At 41.0% G+C, this 25152-nt stretch carries 27 protein-coding genes and 1 pseudogene; 20 read left to right on the forward strand and 8 right to left on the reverse strand.

The annotated features are described in order from the left end of the window. Positions 1 to 22: 22 nt before the first annotated feature. From NST39_RS04385 to NST39_RS04395, 3 genes are read left to right on the forward strand one after another with little or no spacing between them, the layout of a single operon-like run. Positions 23 to 493, forward strand: coding sequence for a low molecular weight protein-tyrosine-phosphatase (locus NST39_RS04385; RefSeq protein WP_050944791.1), 471 nt, complete (start codon positions 23 to 25; stop codon positions 491 to 493). Positions 494 to 513: 20 nt separating this feature from the next. After that, positions 514 to 846, forward strand: a complete 333-nt coding sequence (locus NST39_RS04390) for a YtxH domain-containing protein (RefSeq protein WP_003218013.1) — start codon at positions 514 to 516, stop codon at positions 844 to 846. 18 nt (positions 847 to 864) lie between these two features. Beyond that, positions 865 to 1683, forward strand: coding sequence for a YihY/virulence factor BrkB family protein (locus NST39_RS04395; protein WP_044139737.1), 819 nt, complete (start codon positions 865 to 867; stop codon positions 1681 to 1683). 214 nt (positions 1684 to 1897) lie between these two features. Here the strand turns inward: NST39_RS04395 and NST39_RS04400 are convergent, their stop codons facing one another. Together NST39_RS04400 and NST39_RS04405 are read right to left on the reverse strand one after the other, a co-directional pair. Continuing rightward, the gene (locus NST39_RS04400; protein WP_044139736.1) at positions 1898 to 2398 is read right to left on the reverse strand and encodes a GNAT family N-acetyltransferase; all 501 of its coding nucleotides are present in this window, start codon (positions 2396 to 2398) and stop codon (positions 1898 to 1900) included. Between the two features lie 16 nt (positions 2399 to 2414). Then, positions 2415 to 3578, reverse strand: a complete 1164-nt coding sequence (locus NST39_RS04405) for an MFS transporter (RefSeq protein ID WP_003218010.1) — start codon at positions 3576 to 3578, stop codon at positions 2415 to 2417. Between the two features lie 75 nt (positions 3579 to 3653). Between NST39_RS04405 and NST39_RS04410 the strand changes: the two genes are divergently transcribed. The 3 genes from NST39_RS04410 (at position 3654) to NST39_RS04420 (ending at position 6013) form a co-directional block, all read left to right on the forward strand. Beyond that, the gene (locus NST39_RS04410; RefSeq protein WP_044139735.1) at positions 3654 to 4031 is read left to right on the forward strand and encodes an OsmC family protein; all 378 of its coding nucleotides are present in this window, start codon (positions 3654 to 3656) and stop codon (positions 4029 to 4031) included. 64 nt (positions 4032 to 4095) lie between these two features. Beyond that, positions 4096 to 5163, forward strand: coding sequence for a calcium/proton exchanger (gene cax / locus NST39_RS04415; protein ID WP_044139734.1), 1068 nt, complete (start codon positions 4096 to 4098; stop codon positions 5161 to 5163). Between the two features lie 67 nt (positions 5164 to 5230). Continuing rightward, positions 5231 to 6013, forward strand: coding sequence for a YfkD famly protein (locus NST39_RS04420; RefSeq protein ID WP_044139733.1), 783 nt, complete (start codon positions 5231 to 5233; stop codon positions 6011 to 6013). A 351-nt stretch (positions 6014 to 6364) separates the two neighbouring features. Here the strand turns inward: NST39_RS04420 and NST39_RS04425 are convergent, their stop codons facing one another. The 3 genes from NST39_RS04425 to yfkAB form a co-directional block, all read right to left on the reverse strand. After that, the gene (locus NST39_RS04425) at positions 6365 to 7084 is read right to left on the reverse strand and encodes a YebC/PmpR family DNA-binding transcriptional regulator (RefSeq protein ID WP_012009270.1); all 720 of its coding nucleotides are present in this window, start codon (positions 7082 to 7084) and stop codon (positions 6365 to 6367) included. A 256-nt stretch (positions 7085 to 7340) separates the two neighbouring features. After that, the gene (locus NST39_RS04430; RefSeq protein WP_003218032.1) at positions 7341 to 8177 is read right to left on the reverse strand and encodes a mechanosensitive ion channel family protein; all 837 of its coding nucleotides are present in this window, start codon (positions 8175 to 8177) and stop codon (positions 7341 to 7343) included. A 7-nt stretch (positions 8178 to 8184) separates the two neighbouring features. Continuing rightward, entirely contained in the window at positions 8185 to 9306 is a 1122-nt protein-coding gene (gene yfkAB / locus NST39_RS04435) for a radical SAM/CxCxxxxC motif protein YfkAB (protein WP_044139731.1), read from the reverse strand. A gap of 146 nt (positions 9307 to 9452) precedes the next feature. On the opposite strand from yfkAB, the gene NST39_RS04440 reads away from it, so the two are divergent. The 3 genes from NST39_RS04440 (at position 9453) to NST39_RS04450 (ending at position 11800) form a co-directional block, all read left to right on the forward strand. After that, on the forward strand, positions 9453 to 9644 hold the full coding sequence (locus tag NST39_RS04440; RefSeq protein ID WP_044139757.1) for an SE1561 family protein: 192 nt from the start codon (positions 9453 to 9455) through the stop codon (positions 9642 to 9644). A gap of 101 nt (positions 9645 to 9745) precedes the next feature. Continuing rightward, positions 9746 to 10537: a delta-lactam-biosynthetic de-N-acetylase gene (gene pdaA, locus NST39_RS04445; RefSeq protein ID WP_341027280.1), complete on the forward strand. Its 792-nt coding sequence runs from the start codon at positions 9746 to 9748 to the stop codon at positions 10535 to 10537. A gap of 112 nt (positions 10538 to 10649) precedes the next feature. Beyond that, positions 10650 to 11800, forward strand: a protein-coding gene (locus tag NST39_RS04450) for an IS3 family transposase (RefSeq protein WP_341027282.1) whose coding sequence is annotated in 2 segments (ribosomal slippage) — positions 10650 to 10923 and positions 10923 to 11800 — 1152 coding nt in all. Because the reading frame shifts where the segments join, the coding sequence is not laid out codon by codon here. A gap of 60 nt (positions 11801 to 11860) precedes the next feature. On the opposite strand, the pseudogene NST39_RS04455 reads toward NST39_RS04450, so the two are convergent. The 3 genes and pseudogenes from NST39_RS04455 to NST39_RS04465 all read right to left on the reverse strand — a co-directional run bounded on the left by NST39_RS04455 (position 11861) and on the right by NST39_RS04465 (position 13988). Further along, a pseudogene (locus NST39_RS04455) lies at positions 11861 to 12267 on the reverse strand (DUF2716 domain-containing protein). Between the two features lie 116 nt (positions 12268 to 12383). After that, a complete protein-coding gene (gene corA, locus NST39_RS04460) occupies positions 12384 to 13343 on the reverse strand; it encodes a magnesium/cobalt transporter CorA (RefSeq protein ID WP_126741129.1) in 960 nt (319 codons plus the stop codon). A gap of 132 nt (positions 13344 to 13475) precedes the next feature. Continuing rightward, complete coding sequence (locus tag NST39_RS04465) at positions 13476 to 13988, reverse strand: hypothetical protein (RefSeq protein ID WP_044139727.1); 513 nt, start codon at positions 13986 to 13988, stop codon at positions 13476 to 13478. 432 nt (positions 13989 to 14420) lie between these two features. Between NST39_RS04465 and NST39_RS04470 the strand changes: the two genes are divergently transcribed. The 11 genes from NST39_RS04470 to NST39_RS04520 all read left to right on the forward strand — a co-directional run bounded on the left by NST39_RS04470 (position 14421) and on the right by NST39_RS04520 (position 25101). Next, the gene (locus NST39_RS04470) at positions 14421 to 15290 is read left to right on the forward strand and encodes a DNA-3-methyladenine glycosylase family protein (protein WP_341027283.1); all 870 of its coding nucleotides are present in this window, start codon (positions 14421 to 14423) and stop codon (positions 15288 to 15290) included. Between the two features lie 98 nt (positions 15291 to 15388). Further along, on the forward strand, positions 15389 to 16774 hold the full coding sequence (gene rlmD, locus NST39_RS04475; RefSeq protein ID WP_341027284.1) for a 23S rRNA (uracil(1939)-C(5))-methyltransferase RlmD: 1386 nt from the start codon (positions 15389 to 15391) through the stop codon (positions 16772 to 16774). Between the two features lie 112 nt (positions 16775 to 16886). Then, positions 16887 to 17297: a DUF6508 domain-containing protein gene (locus tag NST39_RS04480; RefSeq protein ID WP_341027286.1), complete on the forward strand. Its 411-nt coding sequence runs from the start codon at positions 16887 to 16889 to the stop codon at positions 17295 to 17297. A 4-nt stretch (positions 17298 to 17301) separates the two neighbouring features. Continuing rightward, entirely contained in the window at positions 17302 to 17814 is a 513-nt protein-coding gene (locus NST39_RS04485) for a hypothetical protein (protein ID WP_341027287.1), read from the forward strand. 139 nt (positions 17815 to 17953) lie between these two features. Further along, positions 17954 to 18781 (forward strand): MerR family transcriptional regulator, encoded by an 828-nt coding sequence (locus NST39_RS04490; protein WP_106067571.1) that lies wholly within the window; start codon positions 17954 to 17956, stop codon positions 18779 to 18781. A 26-nt stretch (positions 18782 to 18807) separates the two neighbouring features. Beyond that, positions 18808 to 19995, forward strand: a complete 1188-nt coding sequence (locus NST39_RS04495) for an MFS transporter (protein ID WP_341027290.1) — start codon at positions 18808 to 18810, stop codon at positions 19993 to 19995. Between the two features lie 137 nt (positions 19996 to 20132). Beyond that, a complete protein-coding gene (locus NST39_RS04500) occupies positions 20133 to 20963 on the forward strand; it encodes a DNA alkylation repair protein (RefSeq protein ID WP_341027292.1) in 831 nt (276 codons plus the stop codon). Positions 20964 to 21200: 237 nt separating this feature from the next. Beyond that, a complete protein-coding gene (locus NST39_RS04505; RefSeq protein WP_341027294.1) occupies positions 21201 to 22385 on the forward strand; it encodes a DUF1835 domain-containing protein in 1185 nt (394 codons plus the stop codon). 248 nt (positions 22386 to 22633) lie between these two features. Next, positions 22634 to 23200, forward strand: coding sequence for a hypothetical protein (locus tag NST39_RS04510; RefSeq protein ID WP_341027295.1), 567 nt, complete (start codon positions 22634 to 22636; stop codon positions 23198 to 23200). Between the two features lie 17 nt (positions 23201 to 23217). After that, positions 23218 to 24507 (forward strand): hypothetical protein, encoded by a 1290-nt coding sequence (locus NST39_RS04515; RefSeq protein ID WP_341027296.1) that lies wholly within the window; start codon positions 23218 to 23220, stop codon positions 24505 to 24507. A 312-nt stretch (positions 24508 to 24819) separates the two neighbouring features. Further along, the gene (locus tag NST39_RS04520; RefSeq protein WP_003217864.1) at positions 24820 to 25101 is read left to right on the forward strand and encodes a hypothetical protein; all 282 of its coding nucleotides are present in this window, start codon (positions 24820 to 24822) and stop codon (positions 25099 to 25101) included. The last annotated feature ends 51 nt before the right edge of the window (positions 25102 to 25152 follow it).

Raw genomic sequence — 25152 nt, forward strand, 5'->3', positions numbered from 1 at the left:
AAAGATAGGAGGAGAATGAAGGATGATTCATGTGTTATTCGTGTGTCTTGGCAATATTTGCAGGTCACCGATGGCAGAGGCCATATTTAGAAAAAAAGTAGAAGATGAGGGGCTTAGCGAGCACTTTGTGATTGATTCAGCAGGTATTGGCGGCTGGCATCAAGGCAGTCCTCCGCATGAAGGAACGCGAAAGCTGCTTGATGAAAAAGGCATCAGCTATGAAGGAATGTCCGCAAGACAAATCATGGATGAGGACATCACAACATATGACTATATCATTGCGATGGATGCTGAAAATGTAGGGGCACTTCGCAGTATAGCCGGCTATGGGAAACATCACTTTATTGGCCGTCTTCTTGATTTTGTAGAAGACGACGATCGAGATGATGTGCCAGATCCTTATTACACTGGGAACTTTGAGGAAGTCCATGAATTAATTGAAACAGGAATTGACCGTTTTTTGACGTATGTAAAGAAAGAGAACCACCTTTAACTGAAAGGAGATCAGACGAGATGGAAGAAAAAAATCAAATCGTGCTCCGAGGAGCTCTCTTAGGTGCAGCTTGCGGCGCATTGCTGACTTTATTTCATCGGCCAACAAGAATTGCACTCAAAGAAAAATGGAATGACTGCCAGCAAAAGCTTGATGAGTACCGTGAGGAGCCAGGCAGAATATCGGCTTGCATGAAAGAAAAGATGGAAGAAACGAAGCAGCTGATGCGAACAGTCTCAGATGATTTGTCATTTTTAAATGAACAGGTCAATCAGTTAAAGGAAACAACCCCAAGGGTATTAGAAATTATTGAAGAAACAAAGGATCACTTTCAATCGAAACAGACAGATTGATCATTGGAGATGAGGCGTATGGGTTTTATTAAAGCGTTAATTGAACGCTTTTTGCTGCATGAAGGACCGGCAAAATCTGCTGAGCTTGCCTATTTCTTTTTGCTTTCATTATTTCCGTTTCTCATCTTCGTGCTGACGCTGGTCGGGTATTTGCCGCTGACGTCAAAGGATGTTCTGAGCGTCATTTCTGGCTATGCGCCAGAAGGAGCGCTTTCGATGATTGAATCCATTGCCGAACAGACGCTGAATAATCGGAACGGCGGGTTATTGTCGTTCGGGATTATTGCCGCCCTTTGGTCAGCATCTAACGGCATTAATGCCGTCGTCAGAGCATTTAACCATGCTTACGAAGTTGAGGAGAATCGTTCCTTCATTCTCGTACGTTTAACATCGATCATCTTAACGATCGCGATGGTTTTGACCATAATATTTGCCCTGATGCTACCTGTCTTTGGCAAAGAACTCGGTTTATTTGTCGCTAAATTAGTTGGGCAGTCAGACGCCTTTCTCACCGTATGGACTGCCATGAGATGGATCATTAGCCCGCTGATTTTATTGATTGTTTTTACATCCTTATACTATTTTGCTCCAAACATTAGGCTGAAATTAAAATTTGTTCTGCCAGGTGCCATTTTTGCATCGATTGGATGGATTTTGGTCAGCATGCTATTTTCATTTTACGTAGGCGAATTTGCTAACTACAGTGCGATGTACGGAAGCATTGGGGGAATCATTATTTTAATGATCTGGTTTTATTTAACCGGCATCATGATTATCCTTGGCGGCGAGCTCAATGCGCTTTTACATAAGCGTAAAATCGTACCAGGCAAACTATAAAGAAATCCGGGCATCCTAAAGAAGAACGATCAAGTTCAAACTGAATGGATGGGGGAAATCACATATGTCCAAACAATCGAAAAAAGGCGGAAGCAATACGAAACAAAACAAAGGCCATCAGCCTAAGCACAAAACAAGCGGCAGTGCGAACGGGCAAAATGGATATCACTAAATGAAAAAAACTCCTCTGCATGTGTGCAGGGGAGTTTTTCATTCACAATCGTATATATCGTTTAAGGATAAAAGCGGCATCAGGCTTTGACTCATAGTGAGGATCTAGCTCGAATCCGGCATTCATTGCTACACGTTCACTTCGAACATGACCTACGGGACAAAAAATTTCAAATCCATCGACTTTTGAAGAAAATGTTTCTGTCATATATTTCAAGATCGTTGTCACAATGCCTCGACCTTGTGCGTCTTGACGAATCCAATAACCGATATTGCCTATTTTCTGATTAAACGTCAGGCGGAACACCCCGATCAATTGGTCATTCAGCTTAATGCCAGCTTCCAACCCTTTTTGTTCATTGTAGATGGTTTGAGTCGATTGAATAAACGTTTTGACATCCTCTATGCTTTTGCAGTGATGAACCCACGGTAGCCATTCCCCTAAATGAGCCTGATTCTCTTGAATAAGCTCCAATAATGTGTCCGCATCATCTAATTGTAGAGATGCTAAAGTCAATTCATTCGTGACGTCGTATGAAAACAAAGATCGACCCTCCATTTTAATGACTTTCCACCACTGCCGCCGTTCGCCCAAATCGAACGCAGAAAAATACGAACAATATCACGATGCTGACAAGGTAAAGTAAATTCATTCCTTCAAACGTTTGCACAAAGATTCCACCGAGAACAGGCCCTAGAATACTTCCCGCACTAAATGCCATTCCGCACATCAAATTTCCAGCAGGAAGCAGATGCTTTGGCAATAAGTCGGTCATATAACTGATGCCAAGTGAGAAGGTGGAGCCTACAGCCATTCCGGCAATAAAGAAACAAATCGCAACAGCTAAAACCGATTGAATGAAAATCCCTGCTAGTAGAAAAAAGAAAGACCCAACGAGAGTCACACATAAAATGATGCGGCGCCTGCCAAACCGGTCGCTGAGCATCCCGAGAGGCAGCTGAAAGACAATACTTCCAATGGCAAACGCAGGTAAAATAAACGCCACTGCATCTACGGTCACCCCGCTTCTGAGTGCATACACAGGGAAGTTGCTATTGAGTGTCGTTTCTAAAAAGCCATAGCAAAACGGCATCATAAAGGCGACCCAGCCAAATTGAAAGGCTTTCTTAAAGCGCTTCAAACTGTTTGTCTGCTCTGACGTCTGTACTTCGCCCGTATCTGGATATGTATTTTTCAAAACAAAAACAAGCAGCCAAATACATAAGCTAACAGCACCGGAAACAATGAAAGGTAAAGATGGATTGATTTCGATGAGTGGTGTTAAAAAAGGTCCAGCGGCAAAACCAAGTCCAAAGGATAACCCATACAATGAAATATTTCGCCCGCGATTTCTTGAAGACGACGCATAGGTCACCCAAGTCTGTGTAGAGAAATGCAGCATATGATCACCAATCCCGATCATGAGCCGCAGGAAGAACCAGACAACATAAGATTCAAAAAACACAAAGCTGAACAAGCTTAAAAAGACAGCGGCGCCTCCAATGACAATTAACGGCTTAAATCCAAATCGGCGAAGCGGCGCTTCCATAAAGGGAGATGCTAGCAGCACGCCGAGATATAAGCCTGTGGCATGCAGTCCGTTTAACGTAGGAGAAGTCCCGGCATGTTCAAAAATAATCGAAATGACAGGCAATAACGCTCCCTGCGAAAAACCAGATACAGATACAAGTAAAATTAAAATCATAAAGTGAATTCTCGACATAAGAAGCTCCTTACAAGTTCATATTTTCATCGTACAATGGAACCATAGCGGTTTCAATAGAAAGGTGGAAAAGGAATGAAACTGATATACGAATCAGGCCGGTGGATCGCGGGAATAGATGAAAGGGAGCTGTATATATCAGCAAATGAAGAAACGGGATACAGACCCTCTCAATTGTTCACCTCAGCTATTACTGGCTGTTTTGGAGAAATGCTCATTCATGTATGCCGGAAAAAGCGAATATCCTGTGAAGGACTGACGATTACACCTGAAACGACAAGAGCAGGCGCTGTAAACAAAATCTCCCGTATTCATTTACATATTTTATTTGAAGGCGTCCGTACATCTGCTGAACAAATAGAGAAAGTCATTACACTTGCATTGAAGCATTGCGCGATGGTGCAGTCCGTGAAAGGAAGTATTGAAATCACCTTCTCACACGAGAGAATCTAAATGTATATGAAGCCGGCACTCACGAAAGAATAACAGTCAGACATATGTAAAGGAGAATGGCTGTATGAATCGTTTGTTTCTTGTGATTGTCGCAATTGGTGTGCCGCTATCGGTGATTGGCAGTTTTCTTCATTTTCCGCAGGTCATCATGTTTGCTGTGTATTGTATCGCCATTATTGGCCTTGCTAGTTTTATGGGAAGAGCCACAGAAAGTCTAGCTATCATAGCGGGCCCAAGAATTGGTGGGCTTTTAAATGCCACATTTGGAAATGCGGTGGAGTTAATCATTTCGTTTTTTGCATTAAAGCAAGGACTGACAGCCATCGTCCTTGCATCGTTAACTGGCTCAGTGATCGGAAACTTACTGCTCGTGGCGGGGCTGTCTTTTTTCGTTGGCGGTTTAAAATATAAGCGCCAAGTGTTCAATGTCCACGATGCAAGGCACAACTCGGGCTTGCTCATGTTTGCCATTATTGTGGCATTTGTCATTCCAGAAGTATTTTCGGTGGAGATGGCTGAGGATAAGCAATTTGTTTTAAGTATTGGCATTAGCATTGTGATGATTTTGCTTTATGTTGCAGCACTCTATTTCAAATTGGTCAGCCACCGAGGTGTCTATGTTGCCAAGCAGGAGAGCATGGACGGAGAGGCGGAGACGGAAGAAGAAATACCTGAATGGTCTGGTAAGTTTGCCACTTTGATTTTGCTGCTTGCAACGATGGCCGTTGCGTACATTTCAGAGCGCCTCGTCCATACATTTGATACGGTGGGGGAACAATTTGGCTGGAGTGAGCTGTTTATCGGAGTCATTATTGTGGCCATCGTCGGCAATGCCGCAGAACATGCCTCAGCTGTCATCATGGCGTATAAAAACAAAATGGATGTCGCAGTGGAAATTGCTTTTGGTTCCACACTTCAGGTTGCGATGATGGTGGCACCAATCCTTGTCATCAGCTCGCTTTTTTTCAATACGCAGATGCCACTCATTTTCTCCTTACCAGAGCTCATTGCGATGGCATCCGCTGTGTTACTCACAGTCATTTTATCTAATGACGGAGATACCAATTGGTTTGAAGGCGCCACATTACTTGCTGCCTATTTCATTATGGCGATTGGATTTTTCCTTTTATAATCTTTTGTGGATAAGGGACGTCTTTGCGGAAAATACTATGGAAAAATGAATGAGAAAGAGTGATGATATGAAAAAGATGCCCCGCATCATGTTTGTTGTTCTCTTATCCTTAAGTTTTCTATACAGCTTTCCAGCGGAGGCGGCGAAGTCATTTAAGGTGCCATCGTCTGTCGCCAGTATTTCTAAGGAGAATACGTATCCGAATGCGTCACAGGATCAGCCATTGCTCCAACCGAGCGAGCTGACAGCAGAATTGTTTAAAACAACGAATGTTCCTATTGAGAATACCCATTTGATCAAAATGCTAAATGAATCCAGCATTTCAGGGACGCCATTAGCTGTTGGTTACCGCGCGACCATTTTCCTTGGCAGATGGGCACTGAGCTACGATTCAAACGAAACGGTCGCCAACTGGGAATACAAAAAAGTGAATACGAACCATATTGATAACAGAGGCGGCAACAAAACAGCCATTGGCAAATACGTTCAAAAGCAGCAAGTGAAAGTAAGCGGCGGGCTCACAGCAAAGGTACCAAACCCGGAAGATGTGAAAACATTGATGATGCAAAAAGCTATTCAAAAAACAAAGCTGCCCCTCGCATTTGACACAGTCATTGGCGCAGGAACAAAACGAGATCAGTCGTACCATGTCTCTGCGAAAAAAGCAGCGTCACTTCATGCCTATGCACCAGCCATTAACGAAAAAGGAAAGGTGACATACGGAGAAGTATACCTTGTGCTTAAAGGAAATAAACGCAAACTCGTCGTGAAAAACGTGACTTCACAAGGAATCGGCGCTTGGATTCCTGTTCAGGATCACCTGACGTTTGGGTTTCAAGGGATGAATTAAAACAGTCATCTCCTCTTATCAAGGGGAGATGACTGTTTTTTGCTAATTGGTTTTATCATTTTTCCCTTTCAATTCACTTTTGTAAAAGTCAAATATGGTATATAAATACCATGCGATGAAGAGAAAGAAGAAAATTTTTGTTACTATCATGAAGTTGCTGAAAATTAAACTTAGCCCAAGAATAGGAATGATCATAAATCCATAATAAGAAAACCACCATGTTTTAAAAATGAAGCTCAGCTCCTTAAAGAGTTGTAGAAATTAACATTTTATTTATATATTACATGTTTTGAGAAAATAAAAAAGCCATAGCAGCAGTTATGAACCCAACCTCGACTATGGCTTAAATTTTTATTCCCCTAAATCCACATTATGATAAACCTGCTGCACATCTTCAAGCTCTTCTAATACATCGATTAGTTTCTCGAATTGTTCTTTAGATTCATCATCTAATGTCACTTCATTTTGAGGAAGCATTGTAATTTCAGCAACAGTAAATTCTTCTACGCCGGCTTGTTTGAATGCTTCTTGTACTTGATGGAATTGATCTGGTTCAGCGTACACAATCACTGTTTCATCTTCTTCCATGATGTCACGTACATCAACGTCTGCTTCCATTAAAAGCTCAAGCGTTTCTTCTTCACTTTTTCCTTCGACACCGATGACAGCTGTTTGGTCAAACATGTAGGCAACAGAGCCGCTTACGCCCATGTTTCCACCGTTTTTCCCGAATGCCGCACGAACATCTGACGCTGTACGGTTCACGTTATTGGTAAGGGCATCAACGATTACCATTGATCCATTTGGACCAAATCCTTCGTAGCGCAGCTCATCGAAATTCTCTTCCGCACCGCCTTTTGCTTTTTCAATGGCACGGTCTACAATGTGTTTTGGGACACTATATGTTTTTGCACGTTCTAGGACAAAACGAAGTGCTTGGTTTGATTCTGGGTTTGGCTCACCTTGTTTGGCAGCCACATAGATTTCACGACCGAATTTTGCGTAAATACGACTTGTACTGGCATCCTTTGATGCTTTCTTTTCTTTAATGTTGTTCCACTTACGACCCATCTTATTCACTCTCTTTCACTTAGAAAATACACAGTATGAGGGTCCCCATGCTGCATGAAATCATTCTGTTTTCTATTATACATGAATTAGTCAAGAGGATAGAAGTTAGAGGGCTGAAATGAAGAGATTTCTTAGCTGATGTGTCCAAGCTGTTCAAGCGTTTCATGTTTTTCGAGAACCCGAGTCAGCTCGGCGCACCTAATAAATAAAGAAATAAGGGCCAATGATATAAAAAATAACCCCATCACAAATGAGGTTATTTTGCAGGCTGGGGATAAACGAGATCTTCAAGCAATTTGACATCATGCTGATGAAGTTGTTTGATCATTTCTTTTCGGACAGCGAGGGCGGCATCGAAGTATTTTTCGTCTTCGACCATTCCTTTCACTGTGATCTCAATCCCGCGGTTCAGCTTGTTCAGACCCATAATGCCATGGACTTGAAACGGTTCAATGGCATGCTGGAATTCATCTTTTTTAAGAAAATCATGATGCATTTGATTTAAATTGTCACAGGCCGTTTCTAGTGCTTGAAAGGCTGTATCTGGGTTTTGATTCGCACTAATTAATACAGACTCCGTAATCCGCATGTAGTGCATGTTATAGTTTTGAATTTGCCGGATGTCTCCGTTAGAAATGGTTAACAGCTTGCCGCTCCATTCTCTAATTTGCAAAGAACGGAGACCAATTTCTTCAATCGTTCCATTAAAGAGGTTATTCACTGTCACATAATCCCCTTTATGAATCTGACGTTCATAGATCAGGAAGATGCCTGCTAAAATATCACGAATTAGCGTCTGGGCGCCAAAACCGATGACGATCCCAGCAACACCAGCACCTGCAAGAATTTTTCCAAAATCATGAAAGAAGAGAGAAATGACATAGAATACAAAGCAAATTGAAGCTGTGTACTTCGTCACAGATTTGACCAAGCTCTCGATCGTTTTCTTCTTCTTATCTTCAATAAACTCCGTTCGTTTAAAGAAAATCTGAAGGGCTTTGTTGATGATAAAGACGGCAAGCCAAAGAACAAGTCCAACAATTAGAATTTCAATGTATTTGTTCTTGACCACTGTCAGAAATGTATCGTCCATCTATCGGTTACCCCCTGGCTGTACGAGAAGTAAAATCAATATCTTGATAATAGCTGTTTTTCACAAGAACATTCGGACCGAGGCATTGTACGCTTGGACAATGACAATTCAGCTCTTTTGCTAATTTTGTGTCCATCCAGCGAGTATAAGCTGATTGCAATGTATCGGTCGCAATATTTCCAAGCGGCGGTGTATCACCAAAGTCCGTCACAATAATATTCCCATCAAAAATATTCACATTCAACCGTGAGCGTCCGTCAGGGTCATTTCGTACCGTGACATGCTTCTCCTGACGCAATCGTTTGAGAAGGCGCTGGTCTTCTTCATCTGTACTGCAAGAATAAAATGGCAGGGTGCCAAACAGCATCCATGTGTCTTGATCACGAATATCAAGCAGTTGATGAATCGCATCACGCATTTGCGGTAGTGTCAATGATTCAAGGGCGCTGGCAAAATCACTTGGGTACATCGGGTGAACTTCGTGGCGCTGGCATTTCATTTCCTCCACAATTTGCCGGTGGATGTGTTCAATATATGGAAGCGTGCGTTTATTAAGCATGGTTTCAGCAGATACGGTAACACCTGCTTTGACAAGTGCCCGGCTATTCTCAATCATGCGGTTAAATAATTTCTCGCGCTGCTCAAAGGTTGGTTTTCTGTCCATCATCGCAAAACCGACCGTTGCAAACTCTTCGACAGTTCCCCAGTTATGTGAGATATGAAGAACATCTAAGTATGGAATAATTTCTTCATATCGCGCCAAATCAAGTGTTAAGTTTGAATTGATCTGTGTACGGACGCCGCGTTCATGGGCATACTTTAATAAAGGGACGACATATTCCCGCACAGATTTGAGAGAAAGCATCGGCTCTCCGCCTGTAATACTGATGGAGCGCAGAAGCGGAACTTCATCTAAACGGCGAAGCAGTAAATCAAGCGGCAGTGCATTCGGGTCTTTTGGCTGCAACGTATAGCCGACCGCGCAGTGCTCACATCTCATGTTACACAACGTCGTTGTTGTAAATTCAATATTTGTCAGCTTCATCTCTCCGTAATCCTGCACATCGAGATAGGCTTCCCAAGGGTCATATGCAGGTGTAATCGGACGAAGTGCTGTTTTTTGGTTCATGGTATCTATCTCCTTTTCATTCGGGCAAACGTGGACCCGCCAACAGTTAATTTTAAGCCCCATCACCGTTATACGCAAGTGGGGTTTCATTGATTTACAAGGGAAAAAAAGATAAGCTAGAAACAAATGCTAAAGGGAGTGTATCTATGGGTAAGGCAGCAGACAGCAAAGAGCAGCAGGTTGACTATTTAAAGAACCGATTAGATATGTTTATGAATGTGATTGATTCATTAGATCCTGAATCAACAGATGTTGAGGATATAGACAGACTGATCCAGATGATTGACGACCTAGAAGCGAAATATGAACGGTTTAAAAGTGATTGGAAGGAAGAATAGCTCGCACAGTGCGGGCTTTTTTCTTTAAATTGGCAGGTGAATCAGTGTATGAGTCTCGGTCTTATTCTGCACAATAGAAGAAAAACCGGGAAGTGACGTAAATGAAAAAATACATGCTCATCTGTTTATGTGCGCTTTTTGTATCCATGCCTCTCTCAGAAGCGAAAGCCGTATCTAATAAGCCCGTCCATTGGGGATTTGCGAAAAGCAAAGAACACAAGCCAGCAGATGCGGGTAAAGAACTGAACGCTCTTTTAAAAAAGTATGATGCCTTCTATTTAGGAAATACGAAAAAGAAAGAGATTTATTTTACCTTCGACAATGGCTATGAAAATGGGTACACGCCGAAGATCTTAGATGTGCTGAAAAAACATCAAGTACCAGGCACCTTTTTTGTGACAGGGCACTTTGTAAAGGATCAGCCTGAGCTCGTCAAACGTATGGCAGAGGAAGGTCATATCATCGGCAACCATTCCTATCACCATCCAGATTTAACAACAAAGAGTACGGAAGAAATCAAAGAAGAGCTGGGGCGTGTCAATGAAGCCGTGTACAAAATCACTGGAAAACAAGACAACCTCTATCTTCGTCCGCCGCGCGGTGTATTCAGTGAAAGAGTGCTGAAGGAAACAAAAGAGCTAGGCTACCAAACCGTTTTTTGGTCAGTGGCGTTTGTGGATTGGCATATTCATCATCAAAAAGGAAAACAGTATGCTTACGATCAAATGATGAAGCAGGCGCATCCAGGTGCCATTTACTTACTTCATACCGTCTCAAGAGACAATGCCGAGGCATTGGATGATGCCATCACGGCACTGAAAAAACAAGGTTATTCCTTTAAAAGCCTAGACGATCTCATGCTTGAAAAAGTATGGCATCTGCCTCAGCTATAGAAAAAAGCTTGCAGAAGGGAACTGACCCCATAAGATGAGACAAATAAAAAACACCTTCAAGTTTGAAAATGGATCGTTGTGATCCGAAATAAAACATGGAGGTGTTTTTTCTATGGGGACAAGAGTGAGTTATCCGGTTGAAGTCAAACAGAAGGCTGTAGAAATGAGATTGGCAGGCGTACCTATGAAAGAGATCATGCAGAAATTGAATATCAAGAATAAGACGCAGGTTCAGACATGGGTGAGGTGGCATAAGGCTGGGGATACACACCGGTTCGAACAGCCTGTTGGAAAACAATATACCTATGGAAAGGGTCCCGAGTACTCTTCCGAATTAGAGAGACTGCAGGCAGAAAATCGCTATTTGAGTCAACAGAATGAAGTTTTAAAAAAGTACAACGAATTGGAAAGGAAGTTGATAAGGAAACGTCAATCAAACTGGTAGAAGAATTGTGCAAAACGATGACGGTACAGGACATCTGTGTCCATTTAGGCATCTTACGTACTTCGTATTATAGATGGAAAAAGGATCTGACTCAGAATCATTCTAAAAGACAACTAGAGAAACAGGTCGGCACGTTGTGCCGAAAGCACAAATATCGATATGGTTATCGAAAAATCACAGCTATACTAAAAAGGAGAATGCGTATTAACCATAAAACTGTTCAACGTATCATGCAGAAAAACCAGTGGCAATGCCGGGTTAAAATGAAAAAGCGTAAGAAGAATGGGCAGCCCTATGCCGTGGCCGGTAATATACTGGATCGGAACTTTCAGTCTGATCGCCCTCTTGAAAAACTAGTAACGGACATCACGTATTTGCCTTATGGACAGAAACAATTGTACCTTTCCAGTATATTGGATTTATATAATGGAGAAGTGATTGCTTTTACGATTGGTGATAAGCAGGACACAGACTTTATCTTAAACACACTTAATCAGCTCCCAGCACTGCCTGAGAATTGCGTGTTACATAGCGATCAAGGTTCTGTGTATACATCTTACGAGTATCAGAAAGCTGTTCATATAAAAGGCATTACCATGAGCATGTCCCGTAAAGGGACGCCCGCTGATAATGCCTCCATCGAATCGTTTCATTCCTCACTAAAGTCTGAAACGTTCTATCTTAACAGGATTGACCGCACTACGACCAGCATCGTAGAACGCACTGTCAAAGAATACATTTATTATTATAACAACATTCGTATTCAAACGAAACTAAACAACCAATCACCGATAAACTATCGGCAATTGGCTGAATAAAGGTGTTTTGATCCCTGTCTCAAAAACGGGGGTCAGTCCCAAGACCTGCGAGCTTTTTCTTTATCCTTCTCTTATTTTACGCTGAAACAAAATCGGATGATGACGCGTGAAAGAGTCAATCAAGCCCTCACCGAAAATCGTGGTACTTTGCTCCCAAGGATGTCCTAGCAAGCCCCAATGCATCTCTTTTGATAAAAAGAAATAATAATCCCCGTTAGGAAGCACAGGCACTGTCCATTCTCCAAATTCATCTTTTTCAAATGAGCCGTATGGTGTGATCCAGTAGCATTCGTGCTGCCAGTCAAGTGCCAGCATATATTCGTCTGTTCTGATAAGCTCCTGAAAAACAAGTAATGCTTTCTCTTCAAGGTCTTCATCTGCATGTAGAAGGGAAGAGTCCTCAAAATAAGCAGAAATATCATATGTAATGAAAGGAGAAGGTACGCGAAATGAAGGGAACGAGAGATGCTCGGATTAAATTTGAAATCTCGATAGAGCGTCTCCCATACGAGCTTTAGTTCTTGATGAGACTATGGAATCCAGTTTTTCATCTAACCGCCTCCTCAGCCATTCTCTCCACACATTATTTGAATATGCGGAACCATCCTTTATGCTTAAACCACAAAAGCATACCCGAGACGAGCGCACCCATGAAAATCAGTACGCCAAAATAGCCATACTTCCAGTGTAATTCAGGCATGTTATCAAAGTTCATTCCGTACACTCCAACAATAAAGGTCAATGGGATAAAAATGGTCGACACTATGGTCAGCGTCATCATGATCGCATTCATTCGATTGGAATTCAGCGTCTGATAGCTGTCTCTTAAATCTGCTGTCATTTCTCGGTTCGACTCGACAATCTCTGTTAATTTCAATAAGTGATCATAAATATCATTAAAATATGCTTGACGATTTGTATCGCTTTTCATCATGTGCATGTTTACAATACGATATAAAAGGTCCCTCATCGGGATAATCGTTCGTCGCAGCTTGAGCAAATCGGATCGAATTCCAAATACTTCGTTCATCAGCGTTCCATATGTTTTATGACCTTCTTCATCCTCGATTTCATTCAGCCTGTCCTCAATTTGATAAATGATTGGGAAATAATCATCGGTAAGCTGATCAATCAGCATATAAGCAATATGCTCAGGTCCGCTATTTCGGGTTTTGTCAGATTCTTTGAGCTTTCGAATGACACGATCAATGTATGGTGCTTCCTTCAAATGAAAGGTCACAATATAATTCTCACCAACAAACAGATCGATTTCCTCAGATCGAAGCGTCTTTTGATTCAGGGCATGAAGCACAAAAAATAAATACCCTTCATAAAAATCAAGCTTCGGCCGCTGTAAATAATGGAAGCAATCCTCAATCGCAAGCGGATGGAACTGAAAGTATTCCTTTAAAAGCGCTGCTTCCTTTTCCGTAGGCGCATGAAAATCAATCCAATACCAGGCGATATCGGGGCTTGAAAGCTGCTGCAATGTTGCATGTTCAATCAAGTCTCCGTTCTTTGTCACTGCAAGTTTTTTCAGCATATACACCCCTCCAGACTTGCATTATATCATGAAGCAACGCCAGTGAACTTATACAGTTTCTCCATAAAAAAGCCGATCTCATCACTGAGATCGGTCCAATGTGCGTGTATGATTGATGGATAAAACCGAGAATTAAGGACGATGGAACGTAACAAATTTATCTTGACGATCGAACCAGCCTCTGAACGCCCAGTTATCCCAGCCGCCATCGCCGTTGTTTTTAAAGGTACCACTTTCAAATACCCAAATACCGTAAACAACGTTACCAAGATTAGCAGTAGCGAAAGTTTTCACGCCGTTAAAACGGTCTTCATAATTTTGGCTTAGGTTAAAGACCATGACATTATATCTGCCACCAGCAGCATAGAATGTGCTTTCCATCACGCTTTTAACGAATCCAGAACGGTTGGCATTTGCGTTTACTGCGTTAACAATTGCATTGGCAATTCCAAGAACATCGAAGTTGACGTTAACATTAGGACTAGCAGTCGTTCCAGCTTTTCCTTCAGCCGCTTTGTTTAAGACAGTTTGCTGTAGTGTAGTTGAGACGGGTGCTGATGTTTTTTTCTCAGCAGCATCAGCGAATACTGGTAGTGTCGAAGAAACAGCAGTGGCAAGGGCAATAGAAAGAATGGTTTTTTTCATTGGTCGGATCTCCTTTGTTTTTTAATTTTGGGTCTTCTTTTTCGTAAAATGTGAAACTAGGTGAAGCCGGTTATCAATGAGGTAAAATATGTTCCTGCAAGATAAAACAAATGATTGCCTAATCAGCTAATTCCTTTGTTCACCTCCTTGATATGTCATAATTATACAAATATTTTTGGAATAGAAGATATCACCCAGAGGTTCTATTTCTAATTTAAGGAAAATGAGCCTAAAATCTTGAAGGGTGCTGTCGAATTTTAGCTGAATTCGACTAAAAATGTTCTTTCATCCAAAAGGAAAATGACCGGAAATAAGGAAGATATAACTGATAAATTCTTGTACTCTTTATGTTTAAATGTATTCAATCAAGAGAATCATTCATGCAAAGTGAAACAATCGCATCTGCGTGTTTGCAGAAAGGAAGAGGAAAACATGTGGGAAAAAGAGCTGACCGTTGAACCGCCATATCACTTCAATCAAGTGCTAAGACGCTTATCAAATGATCCATTAAAAGCAGTCGATTTGAATAAAAGAGAAATCAAAGTACCAATCAGATTAGAACAAAAACCATACGTTGTCGTCGTTCAAGCCACCGGAACAAAAGAAGCGCCCACGTTTCGGGTGAAAGGAAATGGTCCTGAGGAACCTCTCATATGTGAGGTGAAGCGGATATTTGGCATGGAGCATCAATTAGACGCTGTGCATGAGCATTTTTCTCAAACAAATCTAGCCCCCGTTTTTGAGCGTCATAAGGGAACACCGCTCATGCTGGATTTTCACTTATATCATTGCTTGATGAAATGCATCATTCATCAGCAGCTCAATCTGGCGTTTGCTTATGAACTCACGAAACGGTTTGTTCATACGTACGGCGAGCAAATAGAGGGGGTTTGGTTTGATCCTTTACCAGAAGCCATCGCTTCACTTGAAACAGAGGATTTGAGAAAGCTCCAATTTAGTCAGAGGAAAGCGGAATATGTCATCGATGTCTCAAAGCGAATTGTGAGCGGCTCTCTTTCTTTAGAAGAATTACATGATTTAACTGATCTGGAGGTGGAAGAACGGCTGCTTCCGATTAGAGGGATTGGACCTTGGACAGTTCAAAATGTGCTCATGAATGGACTTGGAAGACCGAATCTCTTTCCGATGGCAGATATCGGGATTCAAAACGCCATCAAACGGCACTTTGACCTGCCTGCAAAGCCGACAAAAGAAGAGATGGCAGCATTAAGCAAGGATTGGACTCCTTATTTAAGCTACGCTTCTTTATATTTATGGAGAAGCATTGAGACAGATAAATGAAAGGGATTTTCTCTCTTTGTCCAAGTCATGGTATACTAATGAGATGGAATAAAATGAAGACAACCTATCAAGGGTTCAGATAGAACGGAGAGAATGAAGTGAAGGAAAAACAGCAAGGTGCCCTTTTGCAAAAGGGACAGCAGTTTCCGCTTACCATTAAACGCCTTGGCATTAATGGTGAAGGGGTCGGTTATTTTAAAAAGCAAGTGGTCTTTGTCCCAGGTGCGCTTCCAGGCGAAGAAGTGGTTGTGGAAGCAACGAATGTCCAAGCAAAATATGCAGAAGGTACGGTTAGAAAAGTTAGAAAGCGCTCCGAGCATCGAGTGAAACCGCCATGCCCAGTATACGAAGAGTGCGGCGGCTGTCAGCTTCAGCATTTGGCGTACGAGCAGCAGCTAAAGGAAAAACGAGATATTGTCATTCAATCAATGGAACGTCATACAAAACTATCAGTTGAAAAGCTAGATATCCGACCAACGATCGGTATGGAAGATCCATGGCACTACCGGAATAAAAGTCAGTTCCAAGTAGGGCGTTCTCATAGCGGTGACATCATTGCTGGGCTATACGGACTGAACTCTCATAAGCTTGTACCGATCAAGGAATGCATCGTGCAGCATCCGAAAACGAACAAAACAACAGGCGTTGTCCGCAAAATTTTAGAGAAATTCGGTGTATCGGTCTACAATGAACGGACAAGAAAAGGTGACGTGCGGTCGATTGTTGTTCGAGTTGGCTTTGAAACAGGTGAAGTACAAGTTGTTCTTGTCACATCAAAACCTGAATTTCCAAAGAAAAAAGAAATTGCCGAAGCCATTCAAAAACGTCTGCCAGAAGTGACATCCATTATGCACAACATCAATGGTGAAAAAACGTCGGTCATCTTTGGTCATAAGACATCTCACCTAGCTGGCAACATGGTCATTCAAGAATTTTTAGGAGACGTCTCCTTTGAACTGAGTGCACGTGCTTTCTTCCAATTGAATCCGAAGCAAACGCTAAAGCTTTACGACGAAGCGAAAAAAGCGGCAAAACTGACTGGCAAAGAAAAAATTGTCGATGCGTATTGCGGCGTTGGAACGATTGGGATGTGGCTTTCAGATGGCGCCAAAGAAGTGCGAGGAATGGATGTCATCAAAGAATCGATTGATGATGCCAAGAAAAATGCCAAAAAACATGGCATGAAAAACGCGACCTATGTAACCGGAACAGCCGAACACTGGCTGCCAAAATGGGTCAAAGAAGGCTTCCTTCCTGACGTTATCGTCGTCGACCCGCCAAGAACAGGCTGCGAAAGCACCTTCTTAGACACCGTCAAACAAGTCAAGCCAAAACGCCTTGTCTACGTCTCTTGCAACCCATCAACACTAGCAAAAGACCTCGAATACATGTCAAAAGACTACAAAATCGAATACATGCAGCCAGTCGATATGTTCCCGCATACCGCGCATGTGGAGACCGTTGTATCAATGGTAAGAGTGTAAAAAGTGAAGTGAATAAGACTGTCCGTGATTTGAATACTGGTGTCTAGCTGGTAGGATGATCACGGATTTTTTTATATACTGATCCATAGGAATGAAATAGAGGAGGATGAGAATGAGCCAATTCGATATTGTAACAAAATACATACCGCTGCTTCAGGAAGATCCTATCGGAGAATGGGTAATCAATCAAGAAAATGATGGAACAGCTGAACGCCCAATCCAGATGCCCTTTGTAAATTATTCCGAAACGGTCCAACGCTTTATTGAAGATGTCTATACTTTTGCAGAACAACACCAAGAGCTGGAGCTTACCCGCTACAGAGAGATCCTCAAAGAAAATGGAATTGAAGGTGGACCGAACGATATGGAGAATGTGGACATTTCAAATTTAAATGCGCAGTGTGTGCTTGCTCTTATGATGGAGGTTGTGAGAGCCGAACGATTTAGCGAGGGTGCCATACTCAATTTCTTTAAAAGCGGAGCTATTGTAAAGTGCCTAGAAAGATTGGATTGTTTAGAGTGATCAAATGAAAAGTAAAACAGATGCAGCCAACACTTTTCCTCCTATGAAAATAGAAGAAATCGATCACATTTTATTAAATGATCTTGATGCAGTAAAAATGGAAAAAGAAGATGAGCGTATAAAATTCATTTTACAAGATCCCTATTGTTCTGATAAAAGTGATATTCACAGTGTGTATGTCATCTATAAAAAGTCTATACTCAATTTACTTGAAGGCAGGATTCGTTCTATTCATAGTCATGAATTCATGAGTGCTAAGAAAAAAGATCGAACGATTTCTAAAGAAGATATAGAATATGTATTAGAGATGGCTACAGTTGTAGTTCTTGCAAGTGAAAATAATGGAATATTGACGAATTATTTTTATAGTGGAGTCGGAGAAAGGTTAGATTGTATTTTTAATCTATGCTTAGGTTATTCTTCGGATTTACAGAAAAAAGAGAACAAAGTAAGTTTGCAACGGTTTATAAATGATATAAAAATTGTTGAAGAGATGGGCTTATTAGAGAAATTTTAGAATAATGAGCAAAACCTAGATGTTAGAGAAATCTAGGTTTTTTCGCGCTTTTGAAAAATTTATTCAACTTCATGTTGACCTTCCCCTTAACTGAAAGGTTTATACTTTGATCAGATCAACAAAACGGAGGAGATGCAGGATGTTCAAGATCGGCGATTTTTCTATGTTAAGTAAAGTGCCTGTTAAAACGTTAAGATATTATGACCAAATTGATTTATTAAAGCCTAAGCAGATTGATCAAGATTCAGGATACCGTTATTACTCAGCTGAACAGCTGCTTGAGGTCAACCGAATTTTTCTGTACAAGGAATTGGGCTTTACGTTAAAGCAAATGGCTCAGCTTCTTCGTGAAGATATCTCAGTAGAGCAGATTCAGGGCATGTTTCTGCTGAAAGAAAGTGAAATTCAGCAATTGATCGAGAGAGAACAACAGAAATTAGCGCGTATCAAGGAGCGGATGCACCTCATCAAACGAGAGGGATGTGTTGAAAAAGAACAGGAGGTCATCATCAAATCCGTTGAAAGCAAACGCATCATGTCTTTTCAATCCAACGGATCTGTTGACGAAATTCCTTCATTCTTTCAAATGTTTCATCATTTATTACTTAAACATCAACAAGAATCGATCTCTGGACCACAAGTAGTGCTATGGAGGGAATCATTCGAAAAAGAAAGTGAGTTCGAGTTTGAGGTGGGGTATTCCGTCAAAGCGTTAAGGGGCACTCTTCCTCAAGGAATCAAGATACGTACGTTACCTGCTGAAGAAACCATGGCGACACTATTATTTCATTCACATTCTCCATCCGCACAAACAGCTTGTATTGACCTGGCGACATGGATCGAAAATAATGGATACCGCGTGAAAGAAGACCAGCCGGGTCGAGAGATTTATTACCCATTGTCTGAAAATGAAGAAGGCAGACTCATTGAAATTCAAATTCCTATTATAGATGAAATCAAATCGTAAACATTGCCCAAAGGAGAAACGTCACGATGAAAAATAAAACCGTTGTCTATTTACTTGCATTAGCAGCCTTTTTAATCGGAACAATCGAATATATCATTACAGGCATTATCCAGATGGTCGCAGATGATTTACATGTCACGACGTCTGCCGCTGGATTATTGGTCACGTCTTTAGCGCTCTCAGCGGCAATCGGCGCACCGATTGTCATTGCACTGACCATCAATATAGACCGCAGAAAAATACTGTCATGGATGCTGATTATTTTTATTTTAAGTAATTTCATCACAAGTGTCAGCCATTCGTTTGAAATGGTGATGATGACAAGGATTTTACAAGGAATCAGTGGGGGAACGGCTATTGTGGTGGCAATGGCTGTTGCGACTCGTCTCGTAGAACGTGAAAAAAGAGGAACAGCTATTGGTATCATTTTAATGGGACTCAGCAGCTCCTTGGTTTTAGGCGTTCCAATCGGGACATTTTTAAGCAGTATGATCGGATGGAAAGCGTTATTCGCAGCCATTGGATTGATCACGCTTATTCCGCTGATTGTTGTGTATAGGCGAATCCCCTCTATGAAAGAACAAGAACCGGTGACGCTTCGTATGCAGTTATCTATTTTAAAAGATAAGCGAATATTACTCGCGGTGGCAGTGACGCTATTCTATGTAGGTGGATATTCCACGTTATTTACCTATTTAACGCCCTTCCTGCAAGCATCAGCAAACCTTAGCATCACAGAAATCAGTGGTATTTTGTTACTAGCAGGAATATGCAGCTTTTTGGGTTCCAGTCTTGGAGGGATGGCGGCAGATAAAAAAGGCCCAATATTCACGATTTTCTCAGGAATCATTTTGCAAATCATCATGCTCTTGCTGCTATCATTTGTCACAGGTAATCTCGTGGTCATGGTAGCTGTCATCATGATATGGATGATCGCTACATGGAGCACATCACCAGCTCAGCAGTTATATCTTGTCACACTTGTACCAAAATCTCCTGATATCGCCTTAAGTGTCAATACATCATTTATTCAATTCGGATTTGCCTTAGGCTCTGGTGTAGGAGGGATTGTGCTAAGCGAAACAACTATATTAAACCTAAGCTGGATCAGTGCTGGCACTGTTTTTCTCGCTTTACTCATGACCATTCTAATGGTAGCGTTTGATCGGTTTTCTCAGCGTAAGAGTTTGAAGATGATCGAGCAAGGAAGCTAACTTACATTCAATTTTGTATGGAAGGAACTACTTATTTCGGGTAGTTCCTTTTTGATTTGAAGAATGCACCAGTGAAGTTGTTTATTTGCTACAATAGGAGTCAATATCCAAGCCGCTAGACAAGGAGAGAATACAGAATGCCAATAAGTGAGGAAATGATCAATCGAAAAGGCGCTCGAAAGGGGACTGATATCCCTCATGACGTCTTGACCCTTTTGAATCAGGGAGAGATCGAAAGTGTGAATTTAACTGAATGGCTGGCTGTCAATCATATGACGCTAATACAGCATGTTTTGCCGTCCGTTGGTTTAGAGCATCGTTTAGTCGATGTATCATCTGAGATCACTAAACAAAAAGCTGAATCAGGAATGAAAGCCATTCGGCTCATTGGTCAATTGTTAGATGACGTGCTATATGAAGAGAATGAAGAAAAACAAACGGAAGTGCTACAGGTATTTGCTCACCATGTATCTGATAGCGTTCGCTGTTGGGCTGCTTATATGAACAAACAGAGTTTATCAACACTGGAAGAGAAACTTGCGTACATTCAGCCATTTGCAGCTGATCATCATTTTGGTGTTCGAGAAATTGCGTGGATGTCAGTGAGAGAAAGTCTAAGTCTACAGCTTGATCAAAGTATAGAGCATTTAACAGAATGGGCAAAAAGCGAGGATGAAAATCTTCGCCGGTTCTCTTTAGAGGCAATCCGTCCGAGAGGGGTATGGACAAAGCATATTGAGTTATTAAAACAGGAGCCAGAGAGGGCACTGCCTATTCTAAATTTACTCAAATCCGATCCATCCACATATGTTCAAGATTCTGTAGGAAACTGGCTCAATGACGCGAGTAAAACACAGCCCAATTGGGTCGTGAGCCTTTGTGAACAGTGGTCAAAGGATTCTGATACAAAAGCGAATAGCAGAATTATCAAGAAAGCGAAGAGAACGATTGTGAAGGGAAATCTGTGAATAAGGGCTTGAACTGAAATTCCTTTTTAAGGATCTAGATAGTCTTAAATCGATCAGTAAACAGATTGCCATTTCGTGGGGCTTTTCGTATTTAAACAGCCAGTCTCCTCGTTTCTGCCTTCTACATATCTTATTCTCTTATTGTCATACTTTTGAATGAAATTGACTCAATAGAATTGACGCGGGAACTAGGAATAGGTCAAAATGAAAATAACTGTAAGACAAAAGGAGACAAACATGATTCATATTGTTTTCGGCGCTTCAGCTGCCGGGAGTTTAAAACAAGCACTAATTGAAATGAAAAGAAAACGATTTGAAGAAGTGATCACGTTTGATGATACGTATTCCATCGGCCCGCTTTGGCAATTGCATGAACAAGAAGGACAGGAGAAACGTATAGAGTGGCTTCGTCACGTGATGTCAAATGAATATGGCTATTTTGATGACATGATCACCAATCAGCATAGAATGTTTCAGCAAATAAAAGATATAAAAGATGGTACGAGTATCCTCATCTGGACAGGCAATAATGCCCATGAGCAAATTGGCTTACGATATGCCATCTATTTATTAAAAGAGAAAAACATTGAATTGTCTCTCATCAATACAACGACCGCATTTGATCAACTGTTCAATACAAATACAAGACGAATGGATATTCGGCATGCCGGTGAAATCACAACTGAAAAATTGAAGGTTTTGTACGTGAGTAAAGAGCATATTCATTCAGTGACAAAAGAAGAAAGAGAGAGATTACAAAACGAATGGCTTTCATTTGCTAAAGAAAATCATACGCTGCGAATATGGCAAAAAGGAAAAACGATCAGCGTATCAGAAGATGAATTTGATGCTTATTTAGTGAAAATGGCTAAGCGGCTTCATCAGTCCCATCCAGAAGAGGAGTACATCGTAACGCCACGTTTAATAGGGGAAGTGCTCGGTCATTTAGAACAGTATATCGGTGATGATTTTATCGAGTATCGGCTAAAGACATTAATTGATCAAGGGATTTTTGACATGATAGGAAGGCGCACCTCTATGCGTTATTACTCAATTAAACTGACAGAATTCGGTCAGAACTTCAAAAAGTGGGTGTGCTGTCGAGAGTATGAGGATCATCCTTTTGTGAAAATTGAAGGAGATTATGGATATGAACCTTTTCATTGTGGGCATTGTCAATGTCATTTAGAAAGAGACGATGTACCAATAAGCGATACACTTTTCTCGAAGATCTGGAATTGGAACATACAGTATGGCCGCTGGTTTGACGAAGAGACAGATGATTTGCTGCCAAATGGTGCAGACATGGAAAAGAAATTCAATCAAGAAGGAGAGCGTATCACTGAAGAAGTGAAACGAGCCCTATCTCCCGCGTTTAAAATTGAATACAGCCCAAGTGAATACACGCAATATTTCATTTGAAGAATGAATTTAGATGACTTTAAACACATGGCGGCTCAACAAATAAAAGACAGAACAGTTGCTCAAGAAATGATGTGCTGATTTCATGAAAAAGGATAAGACGTTCATTGAATGATGGGCGTCTTTTCATTTGCGAAAAAAGCCGAATTGACAATAGAAAGGGAAAATATTGAAACGTTTTTTCGGTGGAATCGTAATAAAGATAGAGCGTTCAACAGAAACATTTGAAACGGGGAGGAGTTTATGACATGGAACAAGCTGCACTGAAAAAGATGAGGACAAAACAAATAGCTGTCTCTAATTTATTTGTCGGACTTATGATCATCGTTTTTTTTATGTTGATTCAAATTGTTAAAATCCAATTTACACATTTCCTTTTTTGTTTAGGAATTTTAATGCTTCTCCAAGGCATTTTAGGCTTTATTAGAAAAGGAACAACAAAATCTTTCATTCCAATTTTCGAGCAGATAGCTATTTATGAAAAAGAGAAATTAGGGAAAGAGTGGGAAAAAGAAAAACGGTTAGATAATGTTTGGAAAGTCATATTGAGTGGCATTATGTTCATTCAATCATTCACTTTTCAAAATGTGGATAATACATTCAGTGACGTCGATCCTGCATTGATCATTTTCTTGTTTTTGATGGTTCTAGCCATTTTAAATATAAGCGTGCTTTTTCGCTTTAGAAAAATCGACCGATCGACTGTAGGTGAATTAACAGGCTACACAAAAGAGTCAAACATAATGGCAATAGCTTTAGGGTTCTTTACTGTAATCATCATCTTCATCTTTATCGTCATTTTTCTTCTTCCATAAAACATCATTATTTTGAGGTGAAATCATTGAATGCAAACATACAACAATTGATTGATCAGACAAAGGCGAAATTTGGCTTAGATCTTTATGATCTAAAAAGACACAGCTTTCATCGTTACGTCAACATGTTCAATGAAACGATTTATACTTTGAATATGGAATGGTTCCCCTCTCATGAAGCTGAACCTGAGGACGACGATATCAACCCAGACGGCACAGCTGTCATTGAAGTGAATTTGAATACAGGACAGATCGAATCGGTTATTTTTGTCATGGACAAAACCTATGCGCAGCATGGTGTCACGTTTAAGAGACCTTATCCAGCTCATGTCATTCAATGGATCGAACAAGAAACAGGGTTGATCTATGGTGAGCATTTTCACATGCATCACAAGGAAAGAGGAGAACTTTTTTTCGAAGAAGCAATAGATGGTGTGAAAGTGACGCCATCAGGCAGAATCGAAGTGAAATGGAATGAACATGGACAGCTCATGTACTTTACACACCACGGCCCATTTTTAGCCAAAACATTACTGGAAGCTGAGGAATATGCACTTTCTCTTGATAAGCTGGAGAACTTAGCCGAGCAGCAAGTACAGCTGTTTCAATGGCCTTCCTTCGAGCACAATCGAATCCGATCTATTTATGCGTTAGAAGAAATTTATGTGAAGAACGATGGAACAGGAACGCTTCCGTTTGAACTTGGGCGTGAAGAAACGCATTGTATACACATGAATGAGGTCATTGAGTGGAATGAACCGATAAACAATGCTTTTGAAAAAAAGGAAATGAACATTCATGAGAACATTTCAGCTGAACAAGCTTTCTCATTGGAACCGTCACCAGATACCTTCCCGATATCAAAAGAAGAGCAAGCCGAATGTATCAAAGCAGTCCGAACCTTCTTGGCGCAAAAATATCCAAAGGATACAGGGAAGTGGGTTCTGAAAACACTCCATCGTGATCATGGATACATCCATGCGATATTAAAAACGAACGAGCAAGAAGGCATTGGGTTTATGGACAAGATCAAGGTCTTCATTGACGCCAGCTCGTTTGAAGCCATTAATTACATAGATAAAAAAGAAATGTTTCAAGTGTGCGGGATACTCAATCCTTCTCAAGCGGCAAGTGAAATTTCTGTATCTCAGAAAGAAGCCTTTGAAAAATTGAGAGAAGGTCTTGAACTTACACCTATTTACGTCTATGACGAAGCGCAAAAACATTATGTTCTATGCGGAAAGCTCGATTGCCATGATGGTGTTGATGCAGAGAGCGGCGAAGTGTTTTCTTTGAAAGAACAGTGAGGAGCTGTTCTTTTTTGTCTCAATGCACCAATTTTTTGAAGAAATTTGGAATTTTGTAGCAGGAAGTTGTCGTTTCATCACGAAAGAAACAGATAAGAATATGATCATAGGTCCATCGGTTGGAATTTAGTAGACGTCATACATATGAAACACTCATGACAGTCAAGTTGATCTACAATGCGTTTTGAAAAAAATGAAATCGTGTCTCTAGTAGTATACGACATTTGGTGGGCTGACATCATAGGATGACTTTGAACATGTTTGGTTTAGGTAAGCTTGAAGCCATGATAGAAGAAAGTGAGGATATCTACCTTGAGTACATTGGAAGTGTTTCGTCAGTTTTTGGTTGACCATTATCCTGCGTTACAAGATGAACTTTGGCTAAAAGATGTTGATACCCTTCGAATCTCTCCTATTCTTCATCCTTTTCTGAAAAGCAAGCTGCCAGAGGGGATCGAAAAATTCACTTGTGTCCTATTCACGCAGCAGACAGATCAAACGGCTGCACCGCTCAAAGTATACCTTCTATTAGATGAATATGAGCAATCACTTTATGCCATTGATTTGATGAATGAACAAATAGTGCTTCATTAATACAGAAGCAAAAAGCTGCTTGAGAGCTCCTCAGCAGCTTTTTTTGATATA

It is taken from the genome of Bacillus sp. FSL W8-0645 (assembly GCF_038007905.1).
Classification (GTDB): Bacteria; Bacillota; Bacilli; order Bacillales; family Bacillaceae; genus Bacillus; species Bacillus pumilus.